The organism is Streptomyces sp. 840.1 (assembly GCF_003751445.1).
In the GTDB taxonomy this organism is placed as follows: domain Bacteria; phylum Actinomycetota; class Actinomycetes; order Streptomycetales; family Streptomycetaceae; genus Streptomyces.
Map to the genome: position 1 here is coordinate 2,794,025 of NZ_RJUU01000001.1, position 12,569 is coordinate 2,806,593.

Annotated in this window: 11 protein-coding genes; 8 read left to right on the forward strand and 3 right to left on the reverse strand. The window is 72.7% G+C overall.

Annotated elements, in window-relative coordinates:
• Positions 1-170: 170 nt before the first annotated feature.
• Positions 171-953 carry a hypothetical protein gene (locus EDD93_RS12810; protein ID WP_123527732.1) on the forward strand — a complete coding sequence of 261 codons (783 nt, stop codon included), beginning with the start codon at positions 171-173 and terminating at the stop codon, positions 951-953.
• A 139-nt stretch (positions 954-1,092) separates the two neighbouring features.
• Here the strand turns inward: EDD93_RS12810 and disA are convergent, their stop codons facing one another.
• Entirely contained in the window at positions 1,093-2,217 is a 1,125-nt protein-coding gene (gene disA, locus EDD93_RS12815) for a DNA integrity scanning diadenylate cyclase DisA (protein WP_123525271.1), read from the reverse strand.
• Between the two features lie 124 nt (positions 2,218-2,341).
• Entirely contained in the window at positions 2,342-3,754 is a 1,413-nt protein-coding gene (radA, locus tag EDD93_RS12820) for a DNA repair protein RadA (RefSeq protein WP_123525272.1), read from the reverse strand.
• Between the two features lie 207 nt (positions 3,755-3,961).
• Here radA and EDD93_RS12825 point away from each other — a divergent pair, with 207 nt between their 5' ends.
• Positions 3,962-5,824, forward strand: coding sequence for a BACON domain-containing protein (locus tag EDD93_RS12825; RefSeq protein WP_123525273.1), 1,863 nt, complete (start codon positions 3,962-3,964; stop codon positions 5,822-5,824).
• A gap of 46 nt (positions 5,825-5,870) precedes the next feature.
• On the opposite strand, the gene EDD93_RS12830 is transcribed toward EDD93_RS12825, so the two are convergent.
• Positions 5,871-6,710 carry a hypothetical protein gene (locus EDD93_RS12830; protein ID WP_123525274.1) on the reverse strand — a complete coding sequence of 280 codons (840 nt, stop codon included), beginning with the start codon at positions 6,708-6,710 and terminating at the stop codon, positions 5,871-5,873.
• Between the two features lie 40 nt (positions 6,711-6,750).
• Here EDD93_RS12830 and EDD93_RS12835 point away from each other — a divergent pair, with 40 nt between their 5' ends.
• From EDD93_RS12835 to EDD93_RS12860, 6 genes are all read left to right on the forward strand, one after another.
• Complete coding sequence (locus EDD93_RS12835; protein WP_123525275.1) at positions 6,751-7,701, forward strand: Ppx/GppA phosphatase family protein; 951 nt, start codon at positions 6,751-6,753, stop codon at positions 7,699-7,701.
• A gap of 94 nt (positions 7,702-7,795) precedes the next feature.
• Entirely contained in the window at positions 7,796-8,623 is an 828-nt protein-coding gene (locus EDD93_RS12840; protein WP_123525276.1) for a sugar phosphate isomerase/epimerase, read from the forward strand.
• Positions 8,620-9,249 carry a TetR family transcriptional regulator gene (locus EDD93_RS12845; RefSeq protein WP_123525277.1) on the forward strand — a complete coding sequence of 210 codons (630 nt, stop codon included), beginning with the start codon at positions 8,620-8,622 and terminating at the stop codon, positions 9,247-9,249. Before EDD93_RS12840 ends, EDD93_RS12845 begins: the two co-directional genes overlap by 4 nt.
• A 180-nt stretch (positions 9,250-9,429) precedes the next feature.
• Complete coding sequence (gene ilvD, locus EDD93_RS12850; RefSeq protein WP_123525278.1) at positions 9,430-11,280, forward strand: dihydroxy-acid dehydratase; 1,851 nt, start codon at positions 9,430-9,432, stop codon at positions 11,278-11,280.
• Positions 11,281-11,443: 163 nt separating this feature from the next.
• Positions 11,444-11,890, forward strand: a complete 447-nt coding sequence (locus EDD93_RS12855; RefSeq protein WP_221217309.1) for an acetyltransferase — start codon at positions 11,444-11,446, stop codon at positions 11,888-11,890.
• Between the two features lie 69 nt (positions 11,891-11,959).
• A complete protein-coding gene (locus EDD93_RS12860; RefSeq protein ID WP_123525279.1) occupies positions 11,960-12,532 on the forward strand; it encodes a hypothetical protein in 573 nt (190 codons plus the stop codon).
• Positions 12,533-12,569: the final 37 nt, after the last annotated feature.

Genomic DNA, 12,569 nt, shown 5'->3' on the forward strand with positions numbered 1-12,569 from the left:
GCAACTGGCCGCACGCAGGGTGCCAGGAGTTGCGGACGGGCCCTCCCGGGATGATGATCCGCAAAACTTGGGGATCAGGGCGGCGGGTGGGGCGGGAGTTGGGGCGGATCTCTCGTACAGTTTGCGCCGTGGGATCTTTGCGTAATCCGATCGGGCCGCTTCCCTCCACCATTTACTGGCGACGGAGGGCAGTAGCGGCGACGCTGATCGCGCTGCTCGCGTTGCTGGTCGTATGGGCCGTCACCTCCCGTGACGGCAAGGGGAACCACGACGACTCCAGGGGCCCCGGCTCCGGTCCCACCGACGCGATCACGCCGGGACCCTCGGGCTCGGGCCCGGCCATCAGTGAACAGCCGGGCGGACGCGACGAGTCGGGTGCCTCCGGCGGGGGCGACGGCAGCGGTGGCTCCGGCTCCGGTTCCGGCGGCTCGGACAGCGCCGGTTCAGGCTCCGAAGGCGATTCCGGCAGCGGCTCGGGCTCCGGCTCGGGCGGCAGCGGCAGCGGCGGCGGCGGGACCGCGGGGCAGCGGCTCCCGGCCGGCTCCTCCGTCCCCGACTGCCCCGCCGGCGCCCTGCAGTTGACCCTCAAGAGCGACGTGAGCTACGCACCCGGCGAGAAGCCGAAGTTCCGGCTGATCGCCAAGAACACCTCCTCCACCGCCTGCAAGGCCGACCTCGGCCCGAAGAACGCGGTGCTCACCATCACCGAGGCGGGCGGCGACGACGACGAGGTGTGGTCCTCCAAGGACTGCCCGCGCGACGCGGGCGCCGTGCTGCTGAAGGTCCCGGCGGGCGCGACCGTCGTGCACACCGTGGAGTGGAACCGCGCCAAGAGCGCCCCGAAGTGTGCGACGCCGCCCCCGGGGAACGCCGGTCCCGGCACGTACCTGGTCGAGGCCAAGGCGCCGGGCGAGCCCGTGCAGCGCGCCTCCTTCGTCCTCGCGAAGGACTGACGAAGGACTGACGAAGGACTGACGGGGGCTGACGGGGGCTGACGGAAGACTGGCGAAGGGCTGACGGAGCCACTGCCGGATCCGGCTGGGGGCTTACGGACGGGGCGGGGGCGTACGCCCCCGCCCCGTCCGCGTACCGCTACACGTACCGTTCGAGGATCGACGACTCGGCCAGCCGCGACAGGCCCTCGCGCACACTGCGCGCCCGCGCCTCGCCGACCCCGTCCACCGTCTGGAGATCGTCCACGCTCGCCGCGAGCAGCTTCTGCAGACCGCCGAAGTGCTCCACCAGCCGGTCGATGATCGCCCCGGGCAGCCGGGGCACCTTCGCCAGCAGCCGGAAACCGCGCGGCGAGACCGCCGAGTCCAGCGTCTCGGGAGAGCCGCTGTAACCCAGCGCCCTCGCCACGACGGGCAGTTCGAGCAGCTCGGTGTGGGACAGCGCGTCCAGCTCGGTGAGCGCCTCCGCCACCGTGCGCGACCGCTTGGCGGTCGGCTCCGGCACGTAGTCGCGCACGACCAGCTCGCGCTCCGGCTCCACGCCCGCGATCAACTCGTCGAGCTGGAGCGAGAGGAGCCGCCCGTCGGTCCCGAGCTCGACCACGTACTCCGCGATCTCGGTCGCGATCCGGCGCACCATCTCGAGGCGCTGCGCGACCGCCGTCACGTCCCGGACGGTCACCAGGTCCTCGATCTCCAGGGCGGAGAGCGTGCCGGCGACCTCGTCGAGCCGGAGCTTGTACCGCTCCAGGGTGGCCAGGGCCTGGTTGGCGCGCGAGAGGATCGCGGCGGACTCCTCCAGGACCCGGCGCTGCCCGTGCACGTACAGCGCGATGAGGTGCATCGACTGCGAGACCGAGACCACCGGGAAATTGCACTGCCTGGAGACCCGGTCCGCCGTGCGGTGGCGGGTGCCGGTCTCCTCGGTGGGGATCGACGCGTCCGGGACCAGCTGCACGCCGGCGCGCAGGATCTTGGTCATGTCCTTGTCGAGGATCAGTGCCCCGTCGAGCTTGGCCAGCTCTCGCAGCCGGGTCGCGGTGAATTCCACGTCCAGCACGAAGCCGCCGGTGCACATCGACTCGACGGTCCTGTCCATGCCGAGCACGATCAGGCCGCCGGTGTTGCCGCGGAGAATGCGCTCCAGGCCGTCCCGCAGGGCCATTCCGGGCGCGACGGCACTCAACGAGGCGCGCATCAGCGCCTCGTTACCGGTGCCTTGGCCGGACTTTCCGGGCGATGCTGCCCGGTCGCTGGCTGCCACTGCACTCCTCCGGTCACAGGTTTGCGGTGCCCTCGGGGCCTCTCGTACGGGTCGGGCACGATCCGAACGAAACACCCCACGTCCCTCGTACTGTTCGTACGGACGGGCGAGACCAGGGCAAAGTCTACCGGCGTGCGCCGTCCTCCTGCGGGGCCTGTGTACGAGACCGGCGAGGGAGGACTCTCAGCGCGTCGCCCATGTTGGCGACTTCCGTGACCTTCATACCGGCCGGGACCTTCCCCGGATCGGTCGGCACCAGCGCGTGTGTGAAGCCCAGACGGTGTGCCTCGGCCAGTCTGCGCTGGACCCCGGTGACCCTTCTGACCTCGCCCGCGAGCCCCACCTCACCGATCGCCACAAGATTCTTGGGCAGCGGTGTGTCACTCGCCGCGCTGGCCAGGGCCAGCGCGATCGCCAGGTCCGCGGCGGGCTCGGTGAGCTTCACGCCGCCGACCGTGGCGCTGTAGATGTCCCGCTTGCCGAGCGCGCTGATCCGGCCGCGCTGCTCCAGTACGGCCAGCATCATCGACACCCTTGACGTCTCGAGACCCGAGGTGGTGCGCCGGGGCGAGGGGATCTGCGAGTCGACCGTGAGCGCCTGCACCTCCGCGACCAGGGGGCGCTTGCCTTCGAGGGTGACGGTCAGGCAGGTGCCGGGCACGGGTTCGTCACGCCGGGTGAGGAAGAGGCCGGAGGGATCGGCGAGGCCGGTGATGCCCTCGTCGTGGAGCTCGAAGCAGCCGACCTCGTCGGTCGCGCCGTAGCGGTTCTTCACGCCGCGTACCAGCCGGAGCCGGGCATGGCGGTCGCCCTCGAAGGACAGCACCACGTCCACCAGGTGCTCCAGCAGCCGGGGCCCGGCGATCGCCCCGTCCTTGGTGACGTGGCCGACCAGCAGGGTCGCCATGCCGCGCTCCTTGGAGGCGCGGATCAGCGCCCCGGCGACCTCGCGGACCTGCGCCATGCCGCCGGGCGCGCCCTCGATCTCGGGCGAGGCCACGGTCTGCACGGAGTCCAGCACGAGCAGGGACGGCTTGACCGCGTCCAGATGACCGAGGACCGCGGACAGGTCGGTCTCGGCGGCCAGGTACAGATGGTCGTTGATCGCCCGGATCCGGTCGGCGCGCATCCGGACCTGGCTCGCGGACTCCTCCGCGGTGACGTAGAGCGTGCGGTGCTCGTCGCTCGCCGCCTTGGCCGCCACGTCCAGCAGCAGGGTGGACTTGCCCACACCGGGCTCGCCCGCCAGCAGCACGACGGCACCGGGCACGAGACCGCCGCCCAGCACCCGGTCCAGCTCGCCGACGCCGGTCGAGCGGGCGGTGGCCTGCCGGCTGTCGACCTGGCCGATCGGGAGCGCGGCGGTGGAGACGCGGCCGGCCGCCGTGGTGCGCACCGCGGGGGCGCCGCCGAACTCCTCGACCGTCCCCCACGCCTGGCACTCGGGGCAGCGGCCGAGCCACTTGGCGGTCGTCCAGCCGCATTCGGTGCAGCGGTAGGACGGCCGGTCCTTCGCGGATTTCGTACGGGTGGCCATGGCGCCACCGTATAGGTGACCTCGGACAGTGCCGTCCGGCGCGGTGCGGCGGGGGAGCGCACGCCCCCGCACGCCCCCTCCGGTCCGGCCCGATCCCCGTCCAGCCGCGTCCGATCCCGGCCGCTTTTACGCGATACGTTCACCCGAAAGGGTTAAATCTACGCAAGGGGCGCCAGAGGTACGCCCCGTCCTGCCTACGGTCGCAAGGTGACGAGCAGCAGGCTGGAGACACCCGCGAGCCCCCCCGGCGCACACCGGACGCAGCACCGTGCGCCCCACTCTTCACCGAAGAAGCCTCCTGCCCGTTACGAACCGCACCTGGACGGCCTGTTCACCTACTGCCTCTCCGTGCTCTGCGACCACGACGCCGCCACCGACGCGCTCGGCGGCGTGCTCGCCCTGGCGGAACGGCAGGGCGGACGGTGTCCATCGGACGAGGAGGAACGCAAGACCTGGCTGTACGCGCTGGCCAGGTGGACGTGCCTGCGCAGGCTCACCGAACAGAAGCAGGGCCGCCAGGCCCACCGCCGCCACGACCGGACACCGGCGGGCGGGCAGCACGGGAAGCCGGTGCGGTCGGTGCGCGCAGGACGGCGTACGCCCCCGCCTCCGGTGGCCGCCCACCCACCGAGGACCCCCACCGCGCCGCCCCGGTCCGCGGCGCCGCAGTCCGCGCCCGCCCCGGAGACCCCCGCCGCCGCCGAGGCGCACCGCCGCGAGCTGGCCCAGCTGGCCTGGCCCGAGGCCGCGGGCACCACCCCCGAACAGCGGGAGGCGCTGGAGCTCGCGGTACGGCACCGGCTCACCCCGGTCGCGGTCGCCGCGGTCCTGGGCATGGAGGCCGCCGCCGCCAGGGAGCTCCTGGCCGCGGCCGCCTGCGAGGTCGAGCGGACCAGGGCCGCGCTCGCCGTCGTCGAGTCCGGCGGCTGTCCCGCGGCGGGCAGGCTCACCGGGGACCGGCGCGTGCTGCTCTCCGCCACCCTGCGCCGCGAGCTCGTGCGGCATGTGGACGACTGCCCCCGCTGCCGTCGCGCCGCCGAGCGGGCCGACGCCGAGGGCCCGTGGCCGGGGGCGGCCGTCACCCCGGCCGCCGCGCTGGCGGTCGTCGAGGCGCCGCGTCCGTCTGCGTACGTGGCCATGATCCATGCCCAGAAGAACCAGAAGAATCGGTCCGCCACTCCGCGGTTCGACCGGGCGGGCTTCCCGATGGCCCCCAAGGACCACGCCGCGCGCCGGGACCGGCTGCGGTCGAGGGTCATGACGACCACGGTGGTCGCCACGGTCGTCGCGGCCCCCGTCATCGCCCTGTGGTCCGCCTACCGGGGCGCACCGCTCACCGGCGAGGGCCACGACGGCTCCGCGGTCACCGCGACCGAGACGGACGGCAGCCGCGGCGGCGACCCGTACGAGCGCTACGAGAACGCGGGCAACGCCACCCCCGAGTCCGGCCCCCGTTTCACCGACGAGGGCCTCCCGGACGTCTCGGCGGAGGTCATCAGCGTGGACACCCAGGCGGGCCCGGACGGCGGACGGCACCGCACGGGCGGGCTCACCGTCGAGGCGCGCCCCTCCGGCTCCACGACGATGATCACCCTGACCGCGTCGAAGGCCGGCCCGGTCGCCTGGTCGGCCCGCACCGACGCGTCCTGGCTGCGCCTCAGCAGCTCCTCCGGGGAGCTCGCAGCGGGCGGCAGCGTCACGATCCGCGTCCTCGTCGACCACGGGCGCGAACCGGCTTCGCCCTGGACGGCACGGGTCGCCCTCGCCCCGTCGGGGTCGGTCGTCGCGATTCACGGCAACGGCGCGAAGCGCCCCTCGGGCGTCCGGCCGCACCCCTCGCACCCGCCGCGGCCGAGCGGCTCGCTCCACCCGCGCCCGCCCGTGCCCTCGGACCCGCCGCCGTCCTCGCCGGATCCCACGGAGCCGACACCGGACCCGACCGAACCGACGCCCGGCCCGACGGATCCCACCACGACGCCGACGGACCCGGGCGAGCCGAGCCCGTCCCCGAGTCCGCCGGCCCCGAGCGGCCCGGGAAAGAGCCCGAGCGTCCCGCCCCCGGCGAACTGAACCGCCACGGGCGGAACGGCCCCTCCCGGCCCGCAGACCGCGCGGGCTACACCGGGTCGGCCGGGTGCGGTGCCATCGGCAGCAGCGCGGAGAGCCGCTCCTCGCACAGCACGACCAGCCGGTCGTACGCCTCCTTGCCCATCAGCTCGGTCAGCTCGGGCCGGTAGGACACGTACACCGGCTCCCCGGCACCGTGCGCCGACGTCGCCGAGGTGCACCACCAGTGCAGGTCATGGCCCCCGGGCCCCCAGCCCCTGCGGTCGTACTCACCGATCGTGACCTGGAGCACCCGGGTGTCGTCGGGCCGGTCGATCCAGTCGTACGTCCGCCGCACCGGCAGCTGCCAGCACACGTCCGGCTTGGTCTCCAGCGGCTCCTTGCCCTCCCGCAGCGCCAGGATGTGCAGCGAGCAGCCGGCCCCCGCCGCGAAGCCGGGCCGGTTCTGGAAGATGCACGAACCCTCCCAGCGCCGCGTCTGGCGCTCCCCGTCGTCGTCGGTCTGCACCCAGCCCGACTCCGTACCCACGTCGTGGAACTGCCACAGGTCGGGGGTCAGCCGGGCCACATGACCGGCCACCCGCTTCTCGTCGTCCTCGTCGGAGAAGTGGGCGCCCAGCGTGCAGCACCCGTCGTCCGCGCGGCCGGCCTGGATGCCCTGGCAGCCACTGCCGAAGATGCAGCTCCACCTGGACGTCAGCCAGGTCAGGTCGCAGCGGAAGACCTGCTCGTCGTCGGCGGGGTCCGGAAACTCCACCCACGCCCGCGCGAAGTCGATCCCCGTCTCGTCGGACCCCTCGGGTCCCTTTGCTTCCGGCCGCTGCATCTCCTGCTTCGTTTTCTGCTTCTTCGTGACTTTGTCCGGCTTCGCCTTTTTCGTCTTTGGCACGCGCCAAGAGTAAGTCGGCAGCCGCAGTAGCGTTCTGCGTATGAGACTCGGAGTCCTCGACGTGGGGTCGAACACGGTTCATCTGCTGGTGGTGGACGCCCACCCCGGCGCCCGCCCGCTGCCCGCGCACTCGCACAAGGCGGAGCTGCGCCTGGCCGAGCTCCTGGACGAGGACGGCGCGATCGGCCCGCTCGGCGTGGACCGGCTGGTGGCGACGGTCGCGGACGCGGCCCAGGCCGCCGAGGACAAGGGCTGCGAGGACGTGCTGGCGTTCGCCACCTCCGCGGTACGGGAGGCGGGCAACGCCGACACCGTGCTGGCCCGGGTGCGGGACGAGACGGGCATCGACCTCACCGTTCTCAGCGGGGCGGAGGAGGCCCGGCTCACCTTCCTCGCCGCCCGCCGCTGGTTCGGCTGGTCGGCGGGCAAGCTGCTGGTCCTGGACATCGGCGGGGGCTCGCTGGAGATCGCGTACGGCATCGACGAGGAGCCGGACGCGGCGGTGTCGCTGCCGCTCGGCGCCGGACGGCTCACGGCCGGCCGGCTGCGGGGCGATCCGCCGGACCCGGTGGAGGTGCGGGCGCTGCGCCGGCACGTACGGGCGAGCATCGCCCGCAGCGTCGGCGAGTTCACCCGCTTCGGGCGCCCCGACCATGTCGTGGCCACCTCCAAGACCTTCAAGCAGCTCGCCAGGATCGCCGGCGCCGCCCGCTCCACCGAGGGGCTGTACGTGCAGCGCACCCTCAGCCGCAAGGCGCTGGAAGAGTGGGTGCCGAAGCTGGCCGCGATGACGGTCGAGGAGCGCGGCCGCCTCCCCGGCGTGTCCGACGGACGGTCCGCACAGCTGCTGGCCGGGGCACTGGTCGCGGAGGGCGCGATGGACCTCCTGGGCGTCGAGGAGCTGGAGATCTGCCCCTGGGCGCTGCGCGAGGGCGTCATCCTGCGCCGCCTGGACCACCTGCCGACGCGGGACGCGGCGGCCCTGGCCTGAGGGCCGCCCCGTACGGGTGCGGGAGGGCCATGGCCCTTCTCACTTTCAGCCGGGCTCCCCCGTCGCCGCGCACCGGGGCCCGTACGCTGTCTGCGTGGCAGAACCAGTGGTGCGCATCCCGGATGCGAAGGTCGCCCTCTCGACGGCCTCCGTCTATCCGGAGTCGACGGCGACGGCCTTCGAGATCGCCGCGCGCCTGGGGTACGACGGCGTCGAGGTCATGGTCTGGACCGACCCCGTCAGCCAGGACATCGAGGCGCTGCGCCGGCTCTCGGACTACCACCAGGTGCCGATTCTGGCCGTTCACGCGCCCTGTCTGCTGATCACCCAGCGCGTCTGGTCCACCGACCCCTGGGTCAAGCTCCAGCGGGCCCGCGCCGCCGCCGAGAAGCTCGGCGCCTCGACCGTGGTCGTCCACCCGCCGTTCCGCTGGCAGCGGCAGTACGCGCGTGACTTCGTCACCGGGATCTGGCGGATGGCGGACGAGACGGACGTGCGGTTCGCCGTCGAGAACATGTACCCGTGGCGCTACCGGGACCGGGAGATGCTCGCGTACGCCCCCGACTGGGACGTCACCAACGACGACTACCGGCACTTCACCGTGGACCTCTCGCACACCGCGACCGCCCGCACGGACGGCATCGCCATGGTGGACCGGATGGGCGACCGGCTGGCCCACGTCCACCTCGCGGACGGCAAGGGTTCGGCCAAGGACGAGCACCTGGTGCCCGGCCGGGGCGACCAGCCCTGCGCGGAGCTCCTCGAGCGGCTGGCCCGTACCGGCTTCGGCGGCCACGTCGTCGTCGAGGTCAACACCCGCCGGGCGATGTCCACCGCGGAGCGCGAGGCCGACCTGGCCGAGGCGCTGGCCTTCACCCGGCTGCACCTCGCGTCGCCCGCCGCCCGGACCCCGCGCCCGTGACCGAGGGCGACGGGAGCCCGCCCCCGCCCCCCAGACGCCGCGGGCGCCCCTCGCGTACCGAGGCGGGCACCGGCCCCGACACCCGCACCCGCATCCTGGCGGCGGCCCGCACCGAGTTCGCCGAGCGCGGCTACGACAAGACGTCGGTGCGCGGCATCGCGAAGGCGGCCGGCGTGGACGCGGCGCTGGTCCACCACTACTTCGGTACGAAGGACGAGGTCTTCGCCGCCGCGATCGAGGTCTCCTTCGAACCCGCCCTGGTCCTCCCGGACATCCTCGGCAGCAGCCCGGAGGGCCTGGGGGAGCGGCTGGCCCGCTACTTCATCGGCGTGTGGGAGAACCCGGTCTCCCGCGCCCCGCTCCTGGCCGTCATGCGTTCCGCGATGACGCACGAGGCGGCGGCGAAGGTCCTGCGCGTCTTCGTGCTGCGACGCCTCCTGGACCGGATCGCGGACCGGCTGGACGTCCCCGACGCCACCTTCCGCGCGGAGCTGGCCGCGTCGCACATGGTCGGCATCGCGGTACTGCGCTACGTGATCCAGGCGGAGCCGCTGGCATCGGCGGACCCGGAAAAGATCATCGCCATGGTGGCCCCCACCCTCCAGCGCTACCTGACAACGGACTGACCCGCCCGCGTGTATCCAGCCCCGCCGGCGATTGAGGAGCGGGGTCCGGAGCCCCGGTTACGGAAGGGACGGGCAGCCCGCAGGCGCACCCCGATCCCGGATCCCGGACACCCCGTCCGGATCCTGGCGCCGGAGGCGTACGCTCGAAACCAGTCTTTTCTGTCGAAGGAGCGAGAGACGATGCCCCAGCTGAGGTCCCGCACTGTCACCCACGGCCGCAACATGGCGGGCGCCCGCGCCCTTATGCGGGCCTCGGGCGTAGCGAGCGAGGACATCGGCAAGCCGATCATCGCGGTCGCCAACTCCTTCACGGAGTTCGTCCCCGGCCACACCCACCTCGCCCCCGTCGGCCGGATCGTCTCCGAGGCGATTCTGGCTGCGGGCGCGGTGCCCCGCGAGTTCAACACCATCGCGGTCGACGACGGCATCGCGATGGGCCACGCCGGGATGCTCTACAGCCTCCCGTCCCGCGACCTGATCGCCGACTCCGTCGAGTACATGGTCGAGGCGCACTGCGCGGACGCGCTGATCTGCATCTCGAACTGCGACAAGATCACCCCCGGCATGCTGATGGCCGCGATGCGCCTCAACATCCCCACGGTCTTCGTCTCCGGCGGCCCGATGGAGGCCGGCAAGGCCACCCTCGTGGACGGCACGGTCCGCAAGCTCGACCTGGTCAACGCGATCAGCGACGCGGTCGACGAGAGCATCTCCGACGAGGACATGCTCCGCATCGAGGAGAACGCCTGCCCCACCTGCGGCAGTTGTTCCGGCATGTTCACCGCCAACTCGATGAACTGCCTGACCGAGGTCCTGGGCCTCTCCCTCCCCGGCAACGGCTCCGTCCTCGCCACGCACACCGCCCGCAAGGCGCTGTACGAGGAGGCCGGCCGCACGGTCGTCGAGATCACCAAGCGCTACTACGAGCAGGACGACGAGACGGTCCTGCCCCGCGCCATCGGCACCCGCGCCGCGTTCGACAACGCGATGGCGCTGGACATCGCCATGGGCGGTTCGACCAACACGATCCTGCACCTGCTGGCCGCCGCCGAGGAGGCGCAGCTGGCGTACGACCTGGACGACATCAACGAGGTCTCGCGCCGGGTCCCGTGCCTGTCCAAGGTGGCGCCCAACGTGGCGCCCGGCGGCACGTACTACATGGAGGACATCCACCGGGCCGGCGGCATCCCCGCCATCCTCGGTGAGCTCCACCGAGGCGGACTGCTGAACGAGGACGTGCACTCCGTGCACTCCGACACCCTGGCCGAGTGGCTCAAGAACTGGGACATCCGAGGCGGCTCACCGTCGCCCGAGTCCGTCGAGCTGTGGCACGCCGCCCCCGGCTGCGTCCGTTCCGCGACCGCCTTCTCGCAGTCCGAGCGCTGGGACACCCTCGACCTGGACGCGGCCGGCGGCTGCATCCGGGACGTGGCGCACGCGTACTCCAAGGACGGCGGCCTCGCGGTCCTCAAGGGCAACCTCGCCGTGGACGGCTGCGTCGTGAAGACGGCCGGCGTCGACGAGTCGATCTGGACCTTCGAGGGCCCGGCGGTCGTCTGCGAGTCGCAGGAGGAGGCCGTCGACAAGATCCTCCGCAAGGAGATCGAGCACGGCGACGTCGTCGTCATCCGCTACGAGGGCCCGCGCGGCGGCCCCGGCATGCAGGAGATGCTCTACCCCACCTCCTTCCTCAAGGGCCGTGGCCTCGGCAAGACCTGCGCCCTGGTCACGGACGGCCGCTTCTCCGGCGGTACGTCGGGCCTGTCCATCGGCCACGCCTCTCCGGAGGCCGCGTCCGGCGGCACGATCGCGCTGGTCGAGGACGGTGACCGGATCAGGATCGACATCCCGAACCGCTCGATCGAGCTCCTGGTCCCGGAGGCCGAGCTGGCCACCCGCCGGGAGGCGCTGAACGGCGTGTACGCCCCGAAGGACCGCGACCGCAAGGTCTCGGCGGCGCTGCGGGCCTACGCGGCCATGGCGACGAGCGCGGACCGAGGCGCCGTCCGCGACGTCTCCAAGCTCGGCTGACGCCCGTCGGCACACCCTCGCTCCACCGTCCGGCCCCTCTCGCGAGGGGCCGGACGCGGTTGCGCCCCTGCGGCTTCCCGCCGTGGCCCGAGAACGACTCCGTGTGACCGGCCGATCGCAGTAAGCTCGCCCTCTTGCCATGTATGACCATGATTGGGGGAGTATGCGCACTTCCGTACGCAGCTCAGTAGTCATCGCGTCAGCCGTCACCGCCCTCGCGGCCCTCGGCGCGGCTCCGGCCGGTGCGGCTCCGGCCGCCGCCACTCCGGCCGGCGTCTGCGGATCCGGGTACACCCAGGTCGACTCGCACGTGTTCAAGGACTCGTCGACCGAACTCGCCCGCGTCTACCTGCTCTACAACGCGAGCACCAAGTTCAACTGCGTGGTCACCTTCCACTCCACGGCCACCAGCGGCCAGGCGCTGACCACCGGCGCCTGGCTCGACGTGGACGGGGACGGCAAGGAGCAGGTAAAGGACCAGGGAAGGTACTCCTCCTACGCGGGTCCGGTCCGGCTCGCCGCAGGCAGCCACTGCGTGAAGTGGGGCGGCCTGATCGAGACGGCTGCCGGTACGTACACGTACACGAGCCCGTGGAGTCACTGCGGCTGACGTGTGACGGCGCTGCGTCCGTGAGAGCGGTCGCAGCGCCACGGCTCCGGCCCTGGGACAATCGACCTCGTGAGCGAGAACAGCGAGACCCCCGACGAGACCGCGCCCGGCACCACCGAGTCCGCGACGGTGCCCGCCGGTGCCGGCGCGACGGCCCCCGGCCCGCAGCCCGAGCCCATCCGCTTCTTCGGCACGACCTGGGTCGCCCACGACGGCAACTACGGGCTCCGCCGCATCGGAGCGGCCGTCGGCTCGCTCGCCGCGGCGGCCGCGTCCTGCTTCGTGCTGCGGTTCGCCTACCAGGGCCTGGAGATCGCCGACGTCGGCAGCTTCGTCGGCATCCTGGTCGTCCTGATGTTCGCCGTCTGCAGCGCGATCGCCTTCCGCAAGACCTGGGAGGGCTTCAGCAGCCGTCCGGCCGACCCCGCCCGCGAGGACAACCTGCGCGGCCTCAAGACCATCGGCTTCATCGGCGGGCTGCTCGCCTACTTCATCCGTACGTTCTCCGAGGCCCCGGGCGAGAAGCTCCGGCGCGCGGAGTACGAGGCGGCGCAGGTCCGGTACGCGAAGCGCCGTTCGGCCAGGACCGGCAATCCGGCGGCCCGCAGGACGGCCAAGGCGAAGAAGGCCCGCCGCAAGTAACCCGCCCCACCGCGGCAGGCGCCACGCGGCCAGTGCC